Origin of the sequence: uncultured Cytophaga sp., from assembly GCF_937863595.1 — a bacterium.
Taxonomy (GTDB): Bacteria; Bacteroidota; Bacteroidia; order Cytophagales; family Cytophagaceae; genus Cytophaga.
Genome location: NZ_CALMGQ010000016.1, coordinates 1 through 23,598, shown reverse-complemented (window position 1 = coordinate 23,598; position 23,598 = coordinate 1). Strand labels below are relative to the sequence as shown.

General features: G+C 35.0%; 18 protein-coding genes. 8 read left to right on the top strand and 10 right to left on the bottom strand.

What is annotated here, in order from left to right:
• The coding region (locus Q0543_RS01615; protein ID WP_299248147.1) for a choice-of-anchor D domain-containing protein at positions 1 to 2,271 on the top strand (2,271 nt) is incomplete at its 5' end.
• A gap of 115 nt (positions 2,272 to 2,386) precedes the next feature.
• On the opposite strand, the gene Q0543_RS01610 is transcribed toward Q0543_RS01615, so the two are convergent.
• The 6 genes from Q0543_RS01610 to Q0543_RS01585 form a co-directional block, all read right to left on the bottom strand.
• A complete protein-coding gene (locus Q0543_RS01610) occupies positions 2,387 to 2,857 on the bottom strand; it encodes an OsmC family protein (protein WP_299248144.1) in 471 nt (156 codons plus the stop codon).
• A gap of 172 nt (positions 2,858 to 3,029) precedes the next feature.
• Positions 3,030 to 3,263 (bottom strand): hypothetical protein, encoded by a 234-nt coding sequence (locus Q0543_RS01605; protein ID WP_299248141.1) that lies wholly within the window; start codon positions 3,261 to 3,263, stop codon positions 3,030 to 3,032.
• Positions 3,264 to 3,311: 48 nt separating this feature from the next.
• Positions 3,312 to 4,151 (bottom strand): hypothetical protein, encoded by an 840-nt coding sequence (locus tag Q0543_RS01600; protein WP_299248139.1) that lies wholly within the window; start codon positions 4,149 to 4,151, stop codon positions 3,312 to 3,314.
• A 186-nt stretch (positions 4,152 to 4,337) separates the two neighbouring features.
• Complete coding sequence (locus Q0543_RS01595) at positions 4,338 to 5,585, bottom strand: 3-phosphoshikimate 1-carboxyvinyltransferase (protein ID WP_299248136.1); 1,248 nt, start codon at positions 5,583 to 5,585, stop codon at positions 4,338 to 4,340.
• Positions 5,572 to 6,618, bottom strand: a complete 1,047-nt coding sequence (gene aroB, locus Q0543_RS01590; RefSeq protein ID WP_299248133.1) for a 3-dehydroquinate synthase — start codon at positions 6,616 to 6,618, stop codon at positions 5,572 to 5,574. Before aroB ends, Q0543_RS01595 begins: the two co-directional genes overlap by 14 nt.
• Positions 6,619 to 6,703: 85 nt before the next feature.
• Positions 6,704 to 7,810 (bottom strand): chorismate mutase, encoded by a 1,107-nt coding sequence (locus Q0543_RS01585; RefSeq protein ID WP_299248131.1) that lies wholly within the window; start codon positions 7,808 to 7,810, stop codon positions 6,704 to 6,706.
• Between the two features lie 60 nt (positions 7,811 to 7,870).
• On the opposite strand from Q0543_RS01585, the gene Q0543_RS01580 reads away from it, so the two are divergent.
• The 7 genes from Q0543_RS01580 (at position 7,871) to Q0543_RS01550 (ending at position 16,929) form a co-directional block, all read left to right on the top strand.
• Positions 7,871 to 9,034, top strand: a complete 1,164-nt coding sequence (locus Q0543_RS01580; protein WP_299248129.1) for a proline dehydrogenase family protein — start codon at positions 7,871 to 7,873, stop codon at positions 9,032 to 9,034.
• Positions 9,035 to 9,256: 222 nt separating this feature from the next.
• Entirely contained in the window at positions 9,257 to 10,408 is a 1,152-nt protein-coding gene (locus tag Q0543_RS01575; protein WP_299248126.1) for an SGNH/GDSL hydrolase family protein, read from the top strand.
• A 2-nt stretch (positions 10,409 to 10,410) separates the two neighbouring features.
• A complete protein-coding gene (locus Q0543_RS01570) occupies positions 10,411 to 10,749 on the top strand; it encodes a hypothetical protein (protein ID WP_299248123.1) in 339 nt (112 codons plus the stop codon).
• Positions 10,750 to 10,771: 22 nt separating this feature from the next.
• Positions 10,772 to 12,112 (top strand): MATE family efflux transporter, encoded by a 1,341-nt coding sequence (locus tag Q0543_RS01565; protein ID WP_299248120.1) that lies wholly within the window; start codon positions 10,772 to 10,774, stop codon positions 12,110 to 12,112.
• A gap of 168 nt (positions 12,113 to 12,280) precedes the next feature.
• The gene (locus Q0543_RS01560) at positions 12,281 to 13,300 is read left to right on the top strand and encodes an acyltransferase (RefSeq protein ID WP_299248118.1); all 1,020 of its coding nucleotides are present in this window, start codon (positions 12,281 to 12,283) and stop codon (positions 13,298 to 13,300) included.
• A gap of 121 nt (positions 13,301 to 13,421) precedes the next feature.
• A complete protein-coding gene (locus tag Q0543_RS01555) occupies positions 13,422 to 14,204 on the top strand; it encodes a hypothetical protein (protein WP_299248115.1) in 783 nt (260 codons plus the stop codon).
• Positions 14,205 to 14,604: 400 nt separating this feature from the next.
• On the top strand, positions 14,605 to 16,929 hold the full coding sequence (locus tag Q0543_RS01550; protein ID WP_299248112.1) for a transglycosylase domain-containing protein: 2,325 nt from the start codon (positions 14,605 to 14,607) through the stop codon (positions 16,927 to 16,929).
• Positions 16,930 to 17,520: 591 nt separating this feature from the next.
• On the opposite strand, the gene Q0543_RS01545 is transcribed toward Q0543_RS01550, so the two are convergent.
• From Q0543_RS01545 to Q0543_RS01530, 4 genes are all read right to left on the bottom strand, one after another.
• Positions 17,521 to 20,622 carry a CusA/CzcA family heavy metal efflux RND transporter gene (locus Q0543_RS01545; protein ID WP_299248109.1) on the bottom strand — a complete coding sequence of 1,034 codons (3,102 nt, stop codon included), beginning with the start codon at positions 20,620 to 20,622 and terminating at the stop codon, positions 17,521 to 17,523.
• Positions 20,623 to 20,625: 3 nt separating this feature from the next.
• Positions 20,626 to 21,705, bottom strand: a complete 1,080-nt coding sequence (locus tag Q0543_RS01540; RefSeq protein ID WP_299248105.1) for an efflux RND transporter periplasmic adaptor subunit — start codon at positions 21,703 to 21,705, stop codon at positions 20,626 to 20,628.
• 2 nt (positions 21,706 to 21,707) lie between these two features.
• On the bottom strand, positions 21,708 to 22,952 hold the full coding sequence (locus tag Q0543_RS01535) for a TolC family protein (protein ID WP_299248102.1): 1,245 nt from the start codon (positions 22,950 to 22,952) through the stop codon (positions 21,708 to 21,710).
• Between the two features lie 78 nt (positions 22,953 to 23,030).
• Positions 23,031 to 23,598 (bottom strand): ATP-binding protein (locus tag Q0543_RS01530; RefSeq protein WP_299248100.1); only part of this gene is annotated, 568 nt, incomplete at its 5' end.

Below are 23,598 nucleotides of genomic sequence, written 5' to 3'. Positions count from 1 at the left end.
GCTGCGACTCCTACAACGACTATCACGATTAAAAATACAGGTGACGCAGCCTTAGTTGTTTCGTCGGTTATTTCAAGTGCAGGATTTGTTCTAAGTGCACTGAGTCCATCGAGTACGATTGCTGCTGGTGCTTCATCTACGTTTACGATAACGGCTACGCCAGCGCTAGTTGGAGCAAATGCAGGCACGATTACGATTAATAGTAACGATGCAACGCCTATCTTTAAATTGAATGTAACGGTTACAGGTACGCCCGTTCCGAAACCAGTAATGCTTGTATCACAAGGCGCTACCAATTATACAACGAATAATAGTCCGGCATTAAACCTAGGGACGGCAATTATAACTAATGCTGCGACTCCTACAACGACTATCACGATTAAAAATACAGGTGACGCAGCCTTAGCGGTTTCATCGATCACTACAAGTACAGGTTTTGTGTTAAGTACATTATCACCATCAAATACGATTGCAGCTGGTGCTTCGTCTACGTTTACGATAACGGCTACGCCAACACTTGTTGGTGCAAACGCAGGTATAATTACGATTAATAGCAACGATGCTACGTCTGTTTATAAATTAAATGTAACAGTTACTGGCACACCTGTTCCGAAACCTGTTATGCAAGTTTCGCAAGGAGCAACCAATTATTCAACGAATAATAGTCCAGCGGTAGATTTAGGAGCATCAGTCATTAATACTGCTGTAAGTCCTTCGAAAACGATTACAATTAAAAATACAGGAACTGCTGTGTTAACTGTTTCGTCGATTACAAGCAGTACAGGATTTGTGTTAAGTACATTGTCACCATCAAATACGATTGCTATTGGTGCTTCATCTACGTTTACGATAACGGCTACACCTGCACTTGTAGGTGCAAACGCAAGCACGATTACGATTAATAGCAACGATGCTACATCTGCATTTAAATTAAATGTAACGGTTGCAGGTACGCCCGTTCTGAAACCTGTAATGCAAGTTTCGCAAGGTGCTACTAATTATCCAACAAATAATAATCCAGCAATTGATTTAGGAACGGCAATTGTTGGGAATGCTGTAAGTCCTGCGAAAACGATTACTATTAAAAATACAGGTAATACAGCCTTAATTGTTTCATCCATCACTACGACTACGGGATTTGTATTAAGTGGATTAAATCCATCGACTACGATTGCTGCTGGTGCTTCATCGACGTTTACCATTTCAGCTACTCCAGCACTTGTTGGAGCAAATATTGGAACGATTACGATTAATAGTAACGATGCTACACCTATCTTTAATTTAAATGTAACGGTTACAGGTACACCAGATTTAAAACCTGTAATGCAAGTTTCGCAAGGTGGCACCAATTATACAACGAATAATAGCCCTGCTATTGATTTAGGAACGGCAACAATAAATACTTCTGTAAATCCTGCAACGAGCATTACAATCAAAAATACCGGCAATGCAGTATTGACTATTTTGTCAATGAGTCCGAGTGCTGGTTTTGTGTTAAGTACACTCTCGCCTGTGAGTCCGATTGCTATAGGTGCTTCATCCACGTTTACGATAACAGCAACGCCAACACTCGTAGGTGCAAACACAGGTACTATCACGATTACGAGCAACGCTGCTACTGCAGTATTTAAATTGAATGTAACGGTATCGGGTAATTCTGATTTAACGAGCATGACAATCAACCAAGGTAGCGATCCGTATCTCAATAACGGGAATGCGTATGTTTTCCCTCCTACCATACAAGGTGGACAAAGTGCAAGTTCATCCTTTACAATAACCAATACAGGTAGTCAAGTACTCAATTTAGGTATTCCAGTTGTTACAGGTCCTTATCAAATAAGTGGGCCTATATCTAACGTATTAGCCCCTGGTGCTACAACAACATTCTTGCTTATTTTTCAACCTACTACAACAGGATCTTTAGGTGGTAAAATCGAATTCCCAAGTAATATTAGTGCGTCATCGTTTGTATTGAATCTTTCTGGTACAGCAACATTAGCAACAGGCGTAGCTGGTAAACTATCATCCGATGCAATCAGTATTCATCCCAATCCTTCAAACGGACAGACTTCAGTGCAACTGGATGGTGTATATACAAATGTTTCCATTCATGTGTATAATGCATTGGGTCAACAAATTATTTCAAATGAAAAGGGGGATTTAAACAATGCATCTTTCCCATTATCATTAGGGGATAATGCAAGTGGAATTTATTTTATTGAAATTATATCAGAAGAAGGAACGTGTTTAAAACGATTGATTAAGGAATAAAAAAATAGTGTTTAAAAATAAACGCTCCAAGAGATTATACTCTTGGAGCGTTTTATTTTATAGCACCTTAGTATATAACTACCTTACTCAATTAAATAATGATTCGTGTAACTTATTATATGGTACGCACAATTGGTTTATGCTTCACCTCAAAATTGCAAGAGTTCGCAATAAAGCACATAGTGTTTGCTTCGTGATGGATTGCAATTGCTTTCTCAATCATGCTCGTATCGCTAACCGTAACAATAGGGTATAAGATTACTTCAATAAATTTACCACTTCCGTTATCCGTTTCTTCCATCACACCAACAGCAGTGTCTTCATACGATTCAACAAGGATTCCTGCCACCGAACATAGATGCAAATACCACAACATGTGGCACGAAGAAAGCGATGCTAAGAATAATTCTTCTGGATTGTGTTTGCTCGCATCTCCTCTAAAACCTGGATCCGAACTCGCTAAGATATCTGCTTTGTTAGTAACTGAAATCGTATGACTCCGCTCATAGGGATTATAATCAGTAGTGCCTAAACCTGAATTGCCCGTCCATGTTATTGTTGATTTGTATGTATGGAGTGTGGACATAAAAATGAGTTTGATTTGAATAAAGTATAATTTTATATCCAGCTATTGCTATTTAGAAATGATTGTTGGTGTTCTGCGTTGTCAGTTGCTCGCTAAAATACTATTTCTTCTCGCGGAAAAACCAACTATAGCGTCGGACTTTGCTTTAGGCATTAAGCTTTCAGCCTTTAGCTTACTTTATCAATGTATACCGATTACTCAAATATTGTAAAATCTCATCGTCCCATTTAGGTCGATGTGAAAAATATTTTATTAGTTTGTCGTAAGCAATAATCTTCTTTTCTTTTGTTTCAGCTTCATCATTAATGATAAACAAATAACCCAATAGGGGAGCTTTATCAATTACATCTCTATCTTTTTTTATTTCGTCAAAGAGTATGTCGTATAAGTCGTCTTGTTGTGGCATGGGTGAATATTGAGTAATGATAATTTATATTTCGATTAAGTTTTATAATTAAACACCTTTGTAATAAATGTCTTTGTTGAAATGGTAACCATCGTAAATAAGTGTGTCGGTCTTCTCAATAATAATTTGTTCATTGTCGAAGTACGTATGCTTATAGTGTATAATAATTGCAGGTTTTTTGGATGGGTGATTTTCAAATGGAATAATGTCGCGCTCTGTTTTATTTATGCAGTTAATATCCTCATCTTCGCATATGCCTTCATTTGAATTGTATGTTTCGATCCGAAGTAGATGAGAAAAGTCTTGAATGTTAAAATAATCTTCATAGGACATTACAGTGCCCATGCCAACCCAGCCACCTGGTATACTTATGGCTTTCAAATCTTTTTTAAAATCTATAATTTCACCACTTTGCCCATACCCAAAACTTCCACCACTCGTTAAATGTTTTTTTAATCTAGTTATGGAATAGCCTTCGCTATCTTTATTTTTCTCAAAACTCCCAATGCTATAATCAATATAAGAGGGATGTCCTGATGCTAATTCTCCATCTTCCATTGTAAGATGTGTTTTAAATACTACAATGTAATTCTCGTCCATCTCATAAATAGAGTCTACAACTGTATGTATATATCCATCATTCGAAACCAGCATATCTAGGGATTCTAAATCTTCTTCCCAATAAGCCGTGTCGTGAACAATTTTCATGGGTTTTAAAAAAGCCTGAAGGATGTCTTTTTTGTTTGGGCTTTTTAAGAAATTAATTGGCGTACTGGATGTAGCAATTAAAGTGTCTTGGACAGGAGTATTCCTTACCTCTGTTTTTGTTTCACATGCGTAAATTAAAAGAGACGCGATTGTGAGAATTGAAAATTTAGCTGGTTTCATATTTCAAATTAAAACAATTTTATCTAAACTAAAAATGCACCTTACATTTCTGCAAGGGGCATTTTTAGTTTTGGTATTTTCAATCCAATAATTCTCTAAATCAATTTAATCCTGATTCAGACAATTTGCTTTGATTATTCCTTCCGTTTGGAATTTGTTTTTTGTTATTTGAAATTTTACTTCTTTTTAAAAGTTAAATCCTACCTTCTTCAAATCTTCCCAATAAAGCGGATACGATTTATTCACGACTGATGGTTCTTCGATTGTTACTTTGCCTAATAAAGCAAGCGGAGCGAAGGCCATTGCCATGCGGTGATCTTCGTAGGTGTGTACCGATTGTCCGTCTACTTTGAAGGTGCCCGGAATTACTTTATATGTAACGTCTTTTTCAATCTCAATCATGTCTGCACCAAACTTGCGCAGTTCATTTTGGATGGCTGCAATACGATCCGTTTCTTTGATGCGTAAACTTTGCAAACCAGACAATGTTCCTTCTACGCCTATAGCAGCAAGGATTACTGCAACCGTTTGTGCCAAGTCCGGACAGTCGGTAAAGTCCCAAACCAAGTTTCCTTTAACAGGTTGCTTCGTTAGTTTCAATCCGTCTACAGTAAATTCAGTTTTAACACCCAATTGATCCATGATGTCTACAATCACGTGATCGCCTTGTAGCGATTCTTTTACATATCCTTTCAATTCAATGTTCGCCTCTTTTGCAAGCGCTGCAACACTAAACCAATAGCTCGATCCAGACCAATCCGATTCTACCTTGTATTGTGCAGGTTTATATGTTTGATGTGTAATTTTAATGATGTTGTCTTTCCATTCTGAAGTTACACCAAAGTGTTCCATCAAACGTAAAGTCATTTCGATGTAGGGCTTAGAACCTACGTGTCCTAGCAATTCAATCGTTAAGCCTTTTGGTAGTACAGGTGCAATCATCAACAAGGCAGTAATGTATTGAGAACTCACATCACCTTTTATTTTGATGTAATCTGTTTTTGCCAATTCTGGTTTGAAAGGATGAATCAAAATAGGAGGGTAGCCTTCTTTTTCTTTGTATTCAATTACGGCACCCAAGTCGCGCAACGCGTCGACTAACAATTTAATCGGACGTTCTTTCATGCGGGGTGTACCTGTCATTTCACGTGGCTTGCCGTTAAAGGCACTGAACGCTGTTAAGAAACGCATCGTTGTGCCGGCATCCAATACATCCCATACTGGGTTGCTGTCCGAATCCAACAAACGAATCATTGTTTGTGTATCGCGTGCGTTGGATAAATTATCCAATTGCGATTTTCTTCCTGTTAAAGCATCGATTACCAATACACGATTGCTTTCACTTTTAGAAGCAGGAGGGGTAATGGTATGGTTTACGATACCCGAAGTATGTGTGATGTGGAATGCCTCCACGTTTGTATCAAAGGCTTGCATAGTAGTGTAAAGATGCAGTGATTTCTGCTGCTGTTAAGGATATATTGAAATTAGCTGTGCCAATTTTTTCTAATAAAGAGAATTGTATGGCACCGCTTTCGTTCTTCTTATCTTGAATCGTTAATGGAACAATCACATCAATCTCTTCAGATGTAATGGATGTTTTACCATAAACGGAAAGTATGTATTTTTCTATTTCTGTGTGTTCATTCATAGAAATAAAACCTTTTTGTACAGACAACCACGATTCGCAAATCATACCGGCAGCAATGGCTTCACCGTGAAGCAAGCGTTTGTTTGGTATAAAAAGGAAGTGACTTTCGATGGCGTGCCCAACGGTATGCCCGAAGTTTAATATTTTGCGAAGACCTTTTTCTAATGGGTCTTCAAGTGTAATCTTTTCTTTGATGCCTACAGAATGCTTCGCCAATTCCATCCAATCAAATTTAGATAAATCGGTATTGGTTTTAATTTCATTCCATTTACTTTTATCTGCAATCAAACAATGCTTGATGATTTCTGCAAAACCAGAACGTACCTCTTTTGGATCTAACGTTTTTAGAAAAGTAGGGTCGATGATTACCGCCTGAGGAACATTAAATACACCAACGTGATTTTTAAAGGTATTGCCATTGTGTGTAAAGTCAATTCCCAACTTGCCGCCAACACTCGCATCTACTTGTGATAAAAGTGTAGTTGGTATTTGTATGAAGTCAATTCCACGTTTGTAGGTAGACGCGCAGAAGCCTCCCATATCACCAATAACACCACCACCAAGATTTACCAGCAAGGCTTTGCGATCCAGTGAAAGTTCAGTCATGTGTGACCAAATCTTCTCACATGTTTGAAGTGTCTTTTCTGCCTCGCCGCTTTTTATTTCAATGATATTCTCAGCTGAAAATAAATCGGCAAGTAAAGGCAAGCAATTCTTTTTTGTGTTTTCATCCACCAATACACAAACAGTTGAATACTTTCTTAAGAAAGGTTGCAGTGTTTGTTTTGTTTGTTGTGTAAAAAGTATTTCAGAAGCCATAGGTAGCATGCGCTTTAAAATCCAAACCCCCAACGTATAGCTGAGGGTTTGGTAATATATAATTGTGAATGTATTAAGAAATCAATTAAGCTTTAGACTCAACCGCTTTCATAATTTCTGTTTGTCTACGTATAGATTCTTCGTGTACTAATTTGAATACTTCAACAACGAATTCTTCATTTACACCTAATTTCTTCGCTAAGTCAGAACGGTTTTTCATAATATCATCCCAACGTTTCACTTGAAGTGTCGTAACGTTGTTATCTCTTTTGTATTCGCCGATTTTCTCAACAACAGCCATACGTGTAGCAAGTGTTTCCACTAATTCACGGTCAATGTTGTCAATTTTCTCACGTAAGTCTTCTAAGTGATCGTTGAAGTCAACATTTGTAGTAGACTCTGTACGAATTTTAAGATCGTTTAAGATTTCGCCCAAACGAGCCGGAGTTACTTGTTGATCTGCATCAGACCATGCTTTGTCTGGGTCGATGTGTGATTCAATCATCAAACCATCAAAACCAAGATCCATTGCTTTTTGAGAAATTTCAAAAATTAATGCTCTTGTACCACCGATGTGACTCGGGTCACAGATGATTGGAATTTGTGGAGCGATGCGTTTTAATTCAATCGGAATAGACCACGTTGGTACGTTACGGAATTTTGATTTATCAATCGTAGAAAAACCACGGTGGATAGCAGCTAAATCACGAACACCTGCACGGTAAAAACGTTCGAAAGCACCAATCCATAAGCCAAGCTCAGGGTGTGTTGGGTTTTTAATTAATACGGCTTTGTCTTTAACACCTGCCATTGCATCTGCCATTTCTTGAATAGCAAACGGGCTAACAGTTGTACGCGCACCAATCCAAAGAACGTCAACGCCATATTTCAAGGCTAGTTCAATGTGTTCTGGGTTTGCAACTTCAGTACCAATTTGGATACCTAATTCTTTTTTTACTTCAGCCAACCACTTTAAGCCTTCTTCTCCTGATCCTTCAAAAGCGTTCGGTCTAGTTCTTGGTTTCCATATACCAGCACGTAATACATCAACTTTTCCTAAATCCTTTAAAAGTTTAGCTGTTGATAATAACTGCTCAGGTGTTTCGGCGCTACATGGGCCGGCGATGATCAAAGGCTTGTGATTTGTCTTTGCCCAAGATTCAATCGGATTTACGTTTAATTCTACTTTCATATTCTACGCTTTTATCACCAGGTTAACAAAATAAGACTGTTTTCCGTTCTATTAACTTAGATGAAAACCTTACACACTATTAATTTTAGCGACACCGCTATTGCTTTTGCTTCAAAAACAACGAAAGAATTGAAACACATGCGGTTTCTCTTCCGCACGATGGCTTGGAGCAAGATCACAAATATAAGTGTTTCTTTCCTAAAATTTGCATTAAAGCACCAATTTCCAATCAAAAATATTATACGAAAAACCCTCTTTAATCAGTTTTGCGGGGGCGAAACCTATTGGGAATGTGGCAAGACGATGGATAAACTCTTCGAAAAAGGCATCTGTTCTATTCCTGATTATAGTGTTGAAGGCAAGGAAGATGAGGCTTCGTTCAATAAAACTGCCAAAGAATTAATTAAAGGAATTGAAATGGCGGCAGGCTTGCCAATGGTTTCGTTTTCTGTTTTCAAAATGACAGGTATTGCTCGTTTTGCATTACTTGAAAAAATACAAAAAAATGAACAACTTTCTCCAACTGAAATAACAGCGTTTATTCACGTAAAAGAACGCTTAACTCGTTTGTGTTTCGAGGCTGAAACGCACAATGTACGTCTGATGGTAGACGCAGAAGAATCATGGATACAAACCACTATTGATGAAATGTGTGTGGAGTTCATGAAACGGTTTAATAAACATAAACCAGTACTATTTTTTACCATACAATTGTATCGAAAAGATGGATTAAATCGTCTGAAAAAAATGTATGCCGATGCCCAACAAAATGACTATCACGTTGGTTTCAAATTGGTGCGAGGAGCGTATATGGAAAAGGAACGGGAACGTGCTACTAAATTACAGTATTCTTCTCCAATCAACGACAGCAAAGAAGCAACAGATGCTTTATATGATGAAGCGGTAAGTTTTTGTTTGAAAGAAGATATTGCAACGTGTGTTGCGACACACAATCAATTGAGTATAGAAAAAGCCATCCGCGAAATGGATCCAAAAGATATACAAATATCAAGCTTTGCCCAATTGTATGGCATGGGCGATTTCCTTAGTTACAACTTGGCGCATGCGGGTTTTAAAGTTTCGAAGTATTTACCCTATGGACCTTTGCATGAAGTGATGCCTTATTTGTTTAGACGTGCAGAAGAAAATAAATCATTGACAGGAGAAACAACTCGAGAATTGGGTTTTATTGAAAAAGAATTAAAACGTAGGGGCAGGGTATAGCTATGAAGGAAGAATTTATTTAGTGCATTGAAAAGCAGAATTTCGTTGAAAAACGAGTCTGAAATACAGATATATCAAAAGCCTTCGTAGACCCTAGGTACATTGAATATATAAATTTAATGTGTATCAATAATGTACAATAGAAGTTTTTTCAAAAATATGATAATTTTGAGCTAAATTTAATAAATGGGATTCGTTATCGATAAATGGGTGCATAAAAATATGAAAAAAATAATTTTTGGTTTGGTAAGTCTTTTGATTCTTTCTAGCGCAACTTTTTATGCATTTAGAAATACAAATTATACGCATTTTATACCCTTCACAGAAAAAAATACAGTCGTTTTTGGTCGTTATGAACACACCAAAGAAGGTATTGCATTTTCCCAATCAGGCACGCAGCTCAATTTCGCTACGAATGCTTCGCAAATCGAAGTTCAAATAAATAATAAACTTCAATTTGATTCAAGTAATTGGTTTACAATTTTGTTGGATAATAAATTTTATGGAACAGTAATTTTAAAATCAGGAACACATTTTTATCCAGTAGAGTTTCCTGCTTCAGATTCAATGAATATTGTTTCATTTGTAAAGTGTACAGAAAGTTTCGTTGGCGAAGTTGTTTTTAACGGAATTAAAATTGCTAAGGATGCGCATTTAAAAGATGGTTTGAACGGATCTTTTAAAAATATGTATCACATTCAGTTTATCGGCAATTCCATAACATGCGGATATGGCAATATGGTCTCTATTTCTCCACCCCAAGGTAATCCCAATACTGGTTTTTTTCCATTAAATGAAAATGCATTCGATGGATATGCTATTAAAACAGCTCGAAATTTGAATGCAATCCCTATGTTAGTTTCCTATACAGGCATTGGCTTGTGTCGTAATTTTAATGGCGATACAGTCGAAACAATGCCTAAAATATATAATCGAATTCATCTTCAAAAAAAAGAAAGTCTTTTTTGGGATCATAAACTTCAAATTCCGAACCTAATTGTTATAAACTTAGGAACAAACGATTATTCAGGCGAATCTAAAAATATGCCGATGGATGATGCTGTTTTTGTTCAAACGTATATAGATTTTGTTGAGCGACTTATTAAAATGTATCCAAAAGCTAAAATAATATGTAGTAATGGTTCTATGATGTCTGATGATTGGCCAAGTGGTAAAAAATGCTGGACGCGTATTCAAAAAAACATCAAACAAGTTGAAAGCCACTTTAATACAGCAGAAAATAAAAAAGTATATTCGTTTTTTTTCAAACAGCAGGAACCTCCTTATGGAGACAATTTCCACCCTTCTAGTGCTACGCATACTAAAATGGCCGAAGAACTTAGTACCTTTATAAAAACAGAAGTAATTAAATAGCCGTGAGAAAAGAAATTAATCAAGCAATAGTAGGATTGATCATCGCATCCATTCTAATTCAAATGTTCAGTTTGGGTAACTTTTATGTATATAGAACATTGTTGGGATTATATTCTTTGACTAGTCTATATCTGTTGTGGGCATTTTATGCGGAAGGTAAAAAACAAACCGGAAGTGGAATGTTGAATGCGCTATCTCTTGTCTTTACTGTATTGGTAATTTGTATTCAGGTAATGTCTATTACGGCAGATTTGTCGGGAGTTGAATATGTATTGCTTTCCGTTGCTTTTACAGGCGTCTCGCTTTCGTTGTTGTTTATGAACGACTTATTGAAAGATTAATTTTTAGAGCGTAATAATTTTCGTGCGATATAAAAAACACATAAAAGAAACGTTGGTTTTAGCTGTTCCTGTTGCTTTGAGTCAGCTAGCCCATATTTCTGTTGGGGTAGCTGATACCTTAATGGCAGGGCAAATTAACAAGGAAGCTCTGGCTGCAGCAACGGTGGCTTTGAGTATGTTCTTTCCAATTTTTATGCTATACATTGGCTTTAGTTATGGCTTTACACCATTGATTTCACAAGCGCACGGAGAAAAAAATAACGAAAAGATTGTGCGTATTTTTAAACATGCACTTCTGTTAAATATCATCGTAGGTATATTTTTAACGGCGCTATTATATTCTTGCATGTATTTAATCCCACATTTAAGGCAACCTGTGGATATAGTTAGAGACGCCACAAAATTCTTTTCGATCATAGCTTTATCTATTTTGCCAATTATTATTTTTCAAATATTTAAGCAGTTTATCGAGGGCATGGGACATACCAAGCAAGCAATGATTGTAAGTATTGGCGGTAATTTGTTAAATATTGTATTAAACGTTGTATTACTTTATGGGTATTGGGGTTTACCTGAACTTGGATTGTTTGGTATTGCCTATGCAACATTGATATCTCGTTTTTTTATGGCTGTAGCTATTACGATATACTTCATGCTTGCAAAAGAATATGTTGACTACAGAAAAATGTACAGATCCATTCGTTTCGATTCGAAAACGCTCATTCAGGTATTTAAGAAAAGTTATCCCGTAGGGTTGCAAATGTCGTTTGAATCCAGCGCTTTTAGTTTGTCTGCTATTTTAGTTGGTATGTTTGGTACCATACAAATTGCTGCACATCAGATTGCGTTAAATTTGGCATCCGTTACATACATGATTGCTACGGGAATTGCTGCAGCTGCAACAGTACGTGTAGGATTTGAATTTGGACGGAAAGAGAAATCTGATCTGCAAAAAGCCGGCATAACGGCACTTATTTTGGTGTCGAGTTTTATGATTGCAACGGCTATTATGTTTACCTTATTGCGTACAGTATTGCCTAGCTATTATACACACGATGCAGAGGTGATTCAAATTACGGCAACCTTATTGTGGATGGTTGTGTTTTTTCAATTGTCGGATGGCATACAGGTTGTAAGCATGGGTGCACTTCGTGGCATGGGAGATGTACTCATACCTTCCAGTGTAGCATTTACTGCATATTGGATTATTGGTTTGCCATTTGGTTCTTTCCTTGCCTATGTTTTGGGCTGGGAAGTATACGGTATTTGGGTAGGCTTAACAGTCGGTTTAGTATTTGCTTCAATTGTATTATTAGTACGATTTTTAAGGAAGGCGAAGAAATTGGTTTTTGAAGAAATTTAAAGCTGAATTAAATTTCGAAACTAAATCATTTTGGCCATTTCGGTATCGATAATTTACTTCTAATATAATATATTGTTGTTTGGCGGATACTTTTGTAAGGATTGTTATTTGTTAAATTATGAATCGAAAGCAGATAAATACAAATAGATATTTCATTTCATTTAAATTATGAGATTTAAAGAATTAGATGCATTAAGAGGTATTGCAGCAATGCTGGTTGTTCTCTTTCATTTTACAATGAATACTGAAAAACAAAATCTTGGTTTTAATCTAGGTGTTACAGGCGTCGATCTTTTCTTTATGATTAGTGGTTTCGTTATTTTACTCAGCTTAAATCATGTAAAGTATTCATATCAATTTGTAATAAATCGTGTCAGTAGACTTTATCCAACCTATTGGGCCTGTGTTACATTTACATTTTTACTTATAAACTTTACTTCTATATTTAGATTAACAATGACAGAATTTGTTCATTATTTAGCGAACATGTCCATGTTTCAATTTTATTTTAGAGTTGATGATTTGGACGGACCCTACTGGACGATGATTATTGAAATGATTTTTTATATTGTAATGTTATTTTTATTTCATTTTAAATACTTAAAGTATTTAAACTTAATAGGAATGCTCTCTATGTCGGCTTGTGTTTTGATGAATGTGTTTTATTCGGATAATGTTTGGGTTGTTATTATAATGAAAGGTGTTCCTTTTTTTCAGTTTATTCCTTTGTTTTTTGCAGGCACTATTTTCTATACTATTTATACAACCAATAAAAACCATTTTAAAAATTACATTATGCTGGCATGTTGTTTATTAAGTCAGATATCTTTATTCGAATATGGAGGTCGATCAAATGGTTTCGTCAATCAGGAAGAATATGCTATAATGGTACTTTTATATTTTATAATCTTCACCTTATTTGTTCATGGCAAATTGGGATTCCTTGTAAACAGAGTTACCCTATTTTTGGGGGAGATATCGTTTGCATTATATTTAGTTCATCAAATGATATCTGTAAATTATATCATTCCTTATTTGACAGAGACGACACACCTTAATTTTTGGCTTATACGCTTCATTGCCTTGGTAGTAGTTTTAATTCTTGGAACACTTATTACCAATTATATTGGTGCGCCTTATAGTAAAAAACTTAAGGAGAAGCTTAATTTAATGGTTCATAAAAAATGATGTTGAACTATTTATAGAGACAAGATATTTTCATATGTCTCTTATTGATTAAAATAAAATGAATCGCAAATTCAATAGGATAAAGAATATTTAACTTAATTATACTTAAAATACAACACGTATGTCAAACAATTACTCTTCCAGTTCTATTCCTTATTTATTTGGCATAAGCGCTATGCTGATTGTTGTATATGTCGTATTGACTGTTCTTCATATTCCTGCAGGTACCATGATTGATTGGATCACAGGAATTTTAGCCTTTTGGTGGCTTACAGGTATTACTACTTTGCCATGGAATATGTATTTTACTGCTAAAGATTTATTAGACGATGCAGCAATCTCTGAACGTAAAGGAATTGCAATTGACCAAGAAGATGTAGCCTATGCAAAAAAGAAATCAACATTATTTCTTCGTATTGCTATCGTCTTACATATACTATCGGCAGCGGCTTTGTATTTATTAGCATTTTTTGAGATTAGTTCAATTGGTTATTTCGCAGCAATCATTGCAGCAGCATTAACTTTTGTGCGACCATCATACCGACTATACGATTACGTTATCGAACGCCTGCAAAATATGCAACGGAATATTTTATATCCAAGAGATGATGTAAGTGAATTGAGAAGCGATATATTAGTGCAACAAAAACGCGTGGATGAACTTGTCGCAATGCTTAATCGGAAAGTAGGAGATTCATGGATATCTCAAACAACGACTGAGTTGCAAAAGGTTATTACACAAGGGGCGAAAATGCGAGAAGATTTGGAACAATTGAACAGTTCAAATGAGAAAGCACATGCAGATCTTTCAACGAAAACACAGCAGGAGATTGCAAAACTATCCGAAGATGCACAATTCTTGAATCAGGCAAGGGAAGTTATTCAATTTTTTAAGAATGCCTAATTGCTAATTGAACGCAGTGGTCTTTATTGATAATATTATAACTAGGGACAATGTCCTTAGTTATGATATATAAATCTGTAAGTCTTATATATCATAAAGTTTAGCTTCTATATTACTAAATAATATTGAATCCGATTGCCTAGAAACTAATATTGAAAGCGAATTGTAAACCATTTTTATTCCCACACGAACGGTTGTGTTGTCTTTTTTTATAAATCAGTAATGTGGTTTTAAAATCGATTTGAAGAATACAGATGGATATTTTATACTAGCACTATTTTACTATTAGATGTATGTCCTTCGCAGATTTTGCAATTTGATTCCATAAAAAAAAGGACATTTAGATAAAGTGAAAACTTTTATTTGTATATTATATACTTGCTTTCATCTTTAATCTAGCATGCATACAATCAAAAAAATCCTTACAACAATTTTTATCAGGCCATTTAGCTGGTATTTTGGGTTATCCTTAAAGAAAAAAATAGGCGTTGGTTTATTGACGTTCTTTCTAATGGGTTTAGTTATAGCTATTTTTCCATTACTGTTATTTTTTAGCGTATCCTCTGGAATGTTGGGAAAAATGCCAACAGATCAAGAATTATTGTCTGTTAAAAATTATCAAGCTTCTGAAGTGTATTCAGCAGACAGTGTTTTATTGGGACGGTATTTTGTTGAAAATCGTTCAGATGCTTCCTATGAGGAAGTGAGTCCTTTTGTATTCGAATCAATTATTGCTACTGAAGATGCCCGTTTTTACAAACATACAGGCGTAGATACTAAAAGTTTATTAAGGGTGTTGTTTAAATCTGTATTGCTTGGCCAGAATACAGGTGGGGGAAGTACAATTACACAACAGCTTGCGAAGAATGTATTTGGTCGTAAAAGCTATGGTTGGCTAACCATGCCTGTGGTTAAAATTAGAGAAGCTATTATTGCCAATCAATTAGAACACCTGTATACCAAAAAGGAAATATTAATACTATATATAAATACGGTTTCGTTTGGGGAAGATACCTATGGTATTAAAACAGCATCGATGCGGTTTTTTAGTAAAACACCCGACAAACTATTATTAGAAGAGGCTGCGGTATTAGCAGGGACATTAAAATCCCCCACGTATTATAACCCCAGGAAAAATCCAGTACATGCACTCGAGCGTAGGAATTTGGTTTTAGGGCAATTATTAAAGTATACATATATATCACAAAAAGAATTTGATGAGGCTACTCAAAAACCATTGGTTTTAGAATACTTGAAATTAGATAATAGTGATGGAATTGCACCTTTTTTTAGAGGGTTCGTTAAGAAAGAAGTGGATAAAATTCTATTGAATCTTAAAAAGGAAGATGGCACAGCTTATAATATTTTTACAGATGGCTTGAAAGTGTATACAACCATTCATTCTACCATACAACGTTTTGCTGAAGATGCCGCAACGGCTCATTTGAAAAGGATCCAGCCCCAATTAAATGCAGATCTAAAACAGCGGGCGTTTTTTATAAAGAATAAAAAGATAGTTATTCAAGAGTTGAAAAAAACACAGCGGTATAAAAGCTTATTAAAGGAAGGATTGTCTGAAAAAGAAATTATACTTCAATTAAATAAAAAAGATACGATAGATATGCCAACATTAAATGGCAATCAAGAATTGGTAATTTCACCTATGGATTCAGTGCAACGTGCATTGAGTAGTTTGCAGGTAGGGATGTTGGTTGTGAATCCACATACTGGAAGCATATTAGCATGGGTAGGCGGTTCTAATTTTAAGCAGGTGCAATTTGACCATGTATTATCAAAACGTCAGGCTGGCTCTGTTTTTAAGCCTATTGTATATGCGCAAGCTTTGCGTTCGGGTGTTGAACCCTGTGATTTTATAGCGAATCAAAAAGTTACGTATACCCAATACGATGATTGGACTCCTAGTAACTCTAGTGAACGCGAGAATGGTCGTTATTCTATGGCTGGTGCATTAGCAAACTCTGTAAATACAATTAGTGTAGCCTTGTGCATGCAAGCAGGTATTTCAAACGTAATCAAATTTGCGAGATCATTAGGAATTGAAAGTGATTTGCCTGCGAAGCCATCTATTGCACTTGGTACAGCAGAACTAAATTTATGGGAGTTAACGGGGGCCTATACTGCGTTTGCAAACGATGGTAAAAAATCGAATTTGCAATTTTTAACAACGATTGTTGATGATCGAGGCAATGAACTATATTCAAACAAACCAGTATTTGCACAGGTTTTAACTGCTGAAGAAGCACATACCTTAACAAATATGCTCTTAAATGTTGTGAATAAAGGCACCGCACACGAACTCAGAGATGTATATGGATTAAAAGGTGCTATTGCTGGTAAAACAGGTACGACACAAAACCATGTGGATGGCTGGTTTATGGGGTATACAGCCGGAATGTTGGCTGGTGTTTGGGTAGGTGCGGATAATCCAGCAATTCATTTTAGTGGAATGAATCAAGGTCGTGGATCCGCTACTGCAATGCCTATTTGGGCTGGACTTTATAAGAAGATTTCAACTGATAAAGATGTTAGTTATTTAGTTCGTAAAGAATTTTCGTTTGAAAATACTGTTGATTGCGAAATGTATAAGGATGATACATTTTTTCAAAAGTTATTTCAGAGTAAAAATAAGAAGAATAATAATTCAGGTTTAGATGATACTAAAACGAAAAATAAGAAAATAAAAAGAAATAAAAAGAGGAAATAATATTGAATACGTATATTTAAAATAGGTATTCAATATTATTTTTAGTGGATTTTATTCTATAATGTGGGAAGTACTATATTCTTCTTCTATGTTTTTATTTATTCATTCATGCGCTCTATGCGCGATGAGGACACATTTGTTTAGCTACATACGTACTTTATATTATATGTTTATAATACTTCAAAGCCAAATTAATATGTGGGGGAGGGGATATTTATTTTTATTTAATAAATTCAATATGTTCTCGTTTCAACATACTTTTATGACTTCTACATAAACAAAAAAATCATTTGAAACGAATTTCAAATGATTTTTTAAAACGTATCATCGCAGATTATTATGATACTTTATTAAGTATTGTATTCTTCGATAGTATCCTTACACCAGTTCATCTGTTTCTTCAGCACGAATATATGTAGATATGATTCCTAATAAAAAAATTATAAATAAGATAGGAGATAGAACGAATAAAGTTAAAACCCCTAAGACCTTCAATGTTATATAGTGAAGCAGATTTTTTAGAACTATGAATTTTATCATTGCAATTTTATATCTTTCAAGTAGGTGGGTAAATATTTCTCTTGATTCGTATTAAGTAGTTACCTCCGTTTTCTTTTTGTTGAAGATCCAAAAGATAATAGGGAATACTAGTAAGGTTAGTATCGTAGCTGTTATCAATCCTCCAATAATTACAATAGCTAATGGTTTTTGAGATTCAGATCCTATACCCGTGCTCAAAGCCGCCGGTAGTAACCCTATCGATGCCATTAACGCTGTCATAACAACTGGGCGTGTTCGTACTTTTACCGCTTCTAGTATGGCAAGGTTTAAGGGTAATTTTAAGGCGATATTGGAATGGAATTCGGAAATGAGAATTACGCCATTTTGTATACAGATACCGAATAATGCAATAAATCCTACGCCTCCCGAAATACCAAAATTTGTTCCTGTTACGAATAAAGCTATAATACCACCTATGATTGCAAAGGGGACATTCACCAAGACCAATAAGGAGTCTTTTATGTTGCCAAATAATATGAATAATAAAACGAAGATGCCAATTAAACTTATAGGAACCATCTCTCCTAATCTTTTCGTAGCTCGCACTTGGTTTTCAAATTCACCTGTCCATCCTATAGTGTAGCCTTGAGGAAGTTCAATGTTTTTAGCAACGATCTTTTGTGCTTCTGCAATTGTGCTTCCCAAGTCACGATCTCGAACGGAGAACTTAACACCAATAAATCGTTTGGTATTGTCTCTGTAGATAAAAGCTGGTCCGGTGCTTTTTTTAATCGTTGCGATTTCTTTTAAAGGTATTTTACTACCTTGTAACGTCGGAACTTTTAAGTTACTTATATCTTCTTCTGTTTTTCTATATTCTTGTTGATAGCGTACTCGGATATCAAATTTTCGTTCTCCTTCGTATTTCTGGGTCGCAGTTTTACCTCCAAAAGCCATTTCTAATACCGCTTGTGCATCGGCTACACGTACGCCATAAGCTGCCATTTTTTCTCGATCTAAGATAACACTTACTTCAGGCTGTCCTAAATTTCTTAGGATACCTACATCTTTGATACCATCGATATTTTCAATTTGTTTGATTACTTTATTTGCGAGTTCATCTAATTTGTCCAAGTCGTCACCATAAATCTTTACTGCATTAGAAGCATTTATACCTGCTACGCTTTCTGCAACATTGTCAATAATGGGTTGAGAATAGTTGTATCCAATACCTTGGTATTTTGATAGAGAATCGTCCATTTCACGCACTAGGTCGTCCATGGATAGTTTTCGCTTCCAATCTTCTTTATGTTTTAGATTTACTTGCATCTGAACATAATAAAATCCGCTAGGGTCTGTTCCGTCATTGCTTCGGCCAACTTGGCTCAAAACACCATTTACCTCTGGAAATTTTTGCAATTCTTTTCTGAGCAGAGCCGTCTTTTTTACAGTCTCGGGTAAGCTTTGACTCATAGGAAATTTTGCTTCAACCCATAAAGCTCCTTCATTTAATTGGGGTAAAAATTCAGTTCCTAAAAAGCTTGCAGAGAAAAAAGTGACTGCAATAAATGCACTCGTTATAATAAGTGTGATTTTTTTATGATTGAATGTCCATGTAAAACCTTTTTCGACAATCCTATTCCAGAAATTAACAAATGGATTCTTTTTCTCTCGTACATTTTTGTCTAATAGAAGATGACACAATACGGGTACCAGTGTAAGTGTAAATAGTAGCGCACCAAGTAATGCGAAACCTAATGTGTAAGCAAGAGGCGAAAACATTTTACCTTCAACCTTTTGAAATGCAAAAATTGGAAGTAGGGCAGTAATGATAATTAACTTCGAGAAGAATATTGCTTTCCCTAAATGTGTTCCTGTTTTTTTAATAATTCCGCCTAATGCCAATCGATTGTAAGATTGCATGCCTCTTTTGTGTGCAATATGATCTAATGCAACGAATATACCTTCAACCATTACAACGGCACCATCTATTATAATCCCGAAGTCAACAGCACCAAGAGAAAGAAGATTGGCACTCATTCCCATTAATTTTAAACATAAGAATGCAAATAAAAGGGAAAGGGGGATGATGATGGAAACTGTGAGTGTTGTTCTCCAGTCTGCCATAAATAAAAAAACAATTACAGTTACAAACAATATACCCTCAAGCATATTATGCATAACAGTATTTGTTGTTAAATTCATTAAATTATCACGATCATAAAACGTGACCATCTTTACATCTGAAGGTAATACTCGATCATTTAAGTCTGCAATTTTTTCTTTTATTCGTTCTAATACTTCTTTCGGATTTTCACCCTTACGCATTACGATAATCCCTTCAACAACATCGTCATTATCATTCAAGCCAACCTGTCCAACACGTGGCATAGAGCTTTCTGTGATGTCTGCAACATTTTTTACTAAGATTGGATTATCTCCAATCTCATCAATAATAATATTCTCAATGTCTTTTATACTTCCAAGTAAGCCAACTCCTCTTACAACATATGCTTGTCCATTTTTTTCAATTACATCTCCGCCAACATTAATATTGCTTTGACTAACTGCTTCATATACTTGCAGCGGTGTTATGTCATATTTTGATAAACGGCTCGGGTCTACATTAACTGCATAGGTTTTTTCTTGTCCACCAAATGCAACCAAATCAGCTACGCCAGGTACCGATCTAATTTGTCTATCAATAACCCAATTTTGTATCGTTAAAAGGTCTCTTGAATCACGTTTGCTACTTTGTAAGGTGTATCTAAATACTTCTCCTGTTGGTCCATAAGGAGGTTGTACATCGGGCGAAACACCTTCGGGTAAGGATATATTTCGTAATTGGTTGGTTACTTGTTGGCGTGCAAAAAAATCTTCAACATTATCATCGAAAATTATTTTTATGACAGATAAACCAAACATTGTTATGCTTCTTACACTTGTCTTTTTCTGTACAGGATTCATTGCGATTTCAATCGGCGTAGTAACAAAACGCTCAATTTCTTCCGCACTTTTACCATTCCATTCAGTGACAATGATTATCTGAGTATTGGTTACATCTGGAAATGCTTCAATGGGCATATTCTTAAATGCAATGAAGCCAGATATGACCAATATACCTACCCAAAAAAATGTGAAGGATTTATGTTTTAATGAAAATGAAATGACACTCTTTATAAACGTATTCATAGATTAATCATTTAAAGCATCATAGATTAATAATTGATTGTCTGTAATTACTTTTTCTCCAGCATTTATACCTGCTGAAATATAAGTCTTTGCTCCAATTTGACGGTAGAACTCAACCTGTCTCGTTTCAATGTTGTTTCTGTCTTTAAATATCAATACAAAACTTTTGCTCTTATCGAAGATTACAGCCTGCGAAGGTACTGCAATCATAGAGTCTTTTTCTGTATAGTATAACTTAACCGTTGCGCGCATTTCGGGCTTTAATAAATAGTCTTGATTATCTAACTTGATCAAGACCTTCATTGCTTTAGTTTCAGGATCAATGATGTTGAATATTTTATCCACTTTGCCATTGAATTTCTTGTCTCCATAGCTTGATGTGCTAACCTCTGCATTGATACCTAATTTTACTAAATTAATGTCACTCTCATTCACATTTGCTAATGCCCATACCTGATCAATTTCAGCGATGTCAAAAATATTGTCACTTAAATCATTTCGTAAAATCATATCTTGATTGATTTTCTTTTGAATAATAAATCCGTTGATTGGGGCGTGAATATCAAAAGTAGAACCACCACGAATGTTGTAGATTTTATAAGTTTCATTTATTCTGTGTAATTGTGATTGGGCCTTTTCAAGAATACTTTTAGCTTCAATTACTTCTCGTTCGGTAGATAGTTTTCCATCGTATAATTCTTGAGCAACCTTAACATTGTTTTTTGCTAAAACAACATCTGTTTTGGCGTCCTCTAATTCTTTTTCGAAACTAGCAACTTCCGTACTGCGTATACTTGCTAGTAGTTGACCTTTTTTAACATAGTCTCCCAATTCAACATATACTTTTGAAACATTACCTCCAACTATAGGGAAAATTTCAATCATTTTATTGTTGTCTGCTGTTATTTTTCCATAGAAACTCAATTCATTTTGCAATGGTACCATTTTTGCAATTTCTGTTTTTGTGGAAGCATACATTTTGTCACTTAATACAAATGTTTCTTTAATTTCTGCAGCCGGCTTTTCGTTCTTGCAAGAGACAAGAGAAATGGCTACGATGGATATGTAAATTATATAACGCATTGTTAGAATATTTCTTTGTTAGTAATATAGTTTATTTGAATACAGGATAAGATCCATGCTTTTTTTACTTCGTTTATGTAAATGTTTGTCTGATTGTAACTTTCCATGAAATCGGTAAATTCCAATAAAGAAATATTTCGTCTTTCGAAATTTGTTAACATACCATTATATACATCTTCTAAATTTTTACTAACGGTAGGGTTAATAGAAGTGAATTGATTTTTTTGTTGAAGGTAAATTTTCCATAGGGCTTCAACTTTATTTTCAACGGCAATGCGTTCATAGTCACGATATGCATTTGCTTGTTTGAATTTAGCATCAGCAAGTTGAATGTTACCTTTATTTTTATTCCATAATGGGAGCGGAATACCTACTGTGAAATCTATTTGGTCTTGGAACGCTCCACCTCTTTGATCATAAGCTATACCTGCATTTAGATCAGGTACTGCTAAAGATTTTTGCCATTTAAAATACAATTCCTGACTTTCAGAAAATTTTAGCGCGGTTAAGTAGTCCAAATTATTTGAAAGCGCTACTTGTGTTAAACTGTCTTTGTTTATTTTTGTATTTTTAAAGTTTTCAAATAAGATAGATTCATCAACAAAAGGACTTAAAGACTCTTGCACACCTGTTATTAAAGCTATTGTTTGAAGAGATTCAATCATGTTTCTCTCTAAATCATTTTTACTCTTCTTTAATTCAAAAATTAATGATTGTAAACGTACGATATCTCTTAAGGGTATATTTCCTTTGACTCCTTGTGTCTCGTAATTTTTCAATAAGGTGTCTAATTTTATAACTTGTGCATCAATTGTTTTTGATTTCACCTTATCATAGAAATTCGAATAGAATGTTTCTGCTAATTGCAATTTTAAATTGCGTAAGACTTGTTCAAATTGCAATTCGGCTATAGCTACATTTGATTTCGCAAATTCAATCTCGTTTCTTTTTTTGCCGCCTAAATAGATAAGTTGTTGTATAGATGCAATTTTTTCTCCGCCTGAACCAACATCAAAAAATTGTTTTTTTTCAGGATTAAACGTATTTGCTTCAAAATAAATGTATGGTTGATCCCAAATTTTAGCTTGAATAACAGCTGCTTTGGAAGCAGAAATATTAAATTGTTCTGCGATCAAAAGCATATTATTTTTCTGAAGTAAATCCTCGGCCTCTTTGAGGGTTACTTGTTTTTGAGCAAGACCTAATAATGCTTGAATACAAAATAAAAATACTAACAGGTGTTTCATCATCTATCCATTTTACAATACCTCGCAAATATGTAAAATGTACCTTTAAGACACCTTAATGCCTGCCTTAAAAAAACCTTAAAGGGTAAACATCAATCTGAATGTATTTACGTTAGGTGCTGGAACGAAATAATGTATTTCTGCTTTATGTTGATTGATAATGTGTTGCACAATACGTAAGCCTAAGCCAAAACCTGTTTTATCTTTTGCATTTTCACCTCTCATAAATGGATCGAATAGTGTAGCAGTTTCATTCTCAGCGATGGTTGATCCTGTATTATTAAAATCTACCAGCAAATGGGAATCGTTAAAATAGATTGATATTTGCACAATCTTATTATCTGAATATTGGTACGCATTCTTAATTAGATTTGTAAAGGCTATTTCAAGCAACGTTTTATTTCCTTTAATTTCAAAAGTATGGTTATCAGTATCTGAATCTTTTATATCTAATTGTAGACGTATAGTAGGGAAGGTAATTCGAACATTTTCTGCAGATTGGAATATTAATTCGTCAATTCTGCATATTTCATTTTCTACTTTATTGATGCTGTCAATTTTTGAAAGTAGTAATAAAGAAGAGATCAAATCTGACAGTTGGCTGATGTCTTTAATTAGGTTTTTTAAATATTCATTTTCAATGGAA

What these genes read in the sequence shown, in the direction of transcription:
- Q0543_RS01555 (WP_299248115.1), top strand. Translation starts at nt 13,422, where the DNA reads ATGTCAAACAATTACTCTTCCAGTTCTATTCCTTATTTATTTGGCATA.
- Q0543_RS01575 (WP_299248126.1), top strand. Translation starts at nt 9,257, where the DNA reads ATGAAAAAAATAATTTTTGGTTTGGTAAGTCTTTTGATTCTTTCTAGC.
- Q0543_RS01600 (WP_299248139.1), bottom strand. Translation starts at nt 4,151, where the DNA reads ATGAAACCAGCTAAATTTTCAATTCTCACAATCGCGTCTCTTTTAATT.
- Q0543_RS01545 (WP_299248109.1), bottom strand. Translation starts at nt 20,622, where the DNA reads ATGAATACGTTTATAAAGAGTGTCATTTCATTTTCATTAAAACATAAA.
- Q0543_RS01585 (WP_299248131.1), bottom strand. Translation starts at nt 7,810, where the DNA reads ATGAAAGTAGAATTAAACGTAAATCCGATTGAATCTTGGGCAAAGACA.
- Q0543_RS01605 (WP_299248141.1), bottom strand. Translation starts at nt 3,263, where the DNA reads ATGCCACAACAAGACGACTTATACGACATACTCTTTGACGAAATAAAA.
- Q0543_RS01580 (WP_299248129.1), top strand. Translation starts at nt 7,871, where the DNA reads ATGAAAACCTTACACACTATTAATTTTAGCGACACCGCTATTGCTTTT.
- aroB (WP_299248133.1), bottom strand. Translation starts at nt 6,618, where the DNA reads ATGGCTTCTGAAATACTTTTTACACAACAAACAAAACAAACACTGCAA.
- Q0543_RS01535 (WP_299248102.1), bottom strand. Translation starts at nt 22,952, where the DNA reads ATGAAACACCTGTTAGTATTTTTATTTTGTATTCAAGCATTATTAGGT.
- Q0543_RS01595 (WP_299248136.1), bottom strand. Translation starts at nt 5,585, where the DNA reads ATGCAAGCCTTTGATACAAACGTGGAGGCATTCCACATCACACATACT.
- Q0543_RS01540 (WP_299248105.1), bottom strand. Translation starts at nt 21,705, where the DNA reads ATGCGTTATATAATTTACATATCCATCGTAGCCATTTCTCTTGTCTCT.
- Q0543_RS01550 (WP_299248112.1), top strand. Translation starts at nt 14,605, where the DNA reads ATGCATACAATCAAAAAAATCCTTACAACAATTTTTATCAGGCCATTT.
- Q0543_RS01560 (WP_299248118.1), top strand. Translation starts at nt 12,281, where the DNA reads ATGAGATTTAAAGAATTAGATGCATTAAGAGGTATTGCAGCAATGCTG.
- Q0543_RS01610 (WP_299248144.1), bottom strand. Translation starts at nt 2,857, where the DNA reads ATGTCCACACTCCATACATACAAATCAACAATAACATGGACGGGCAAT.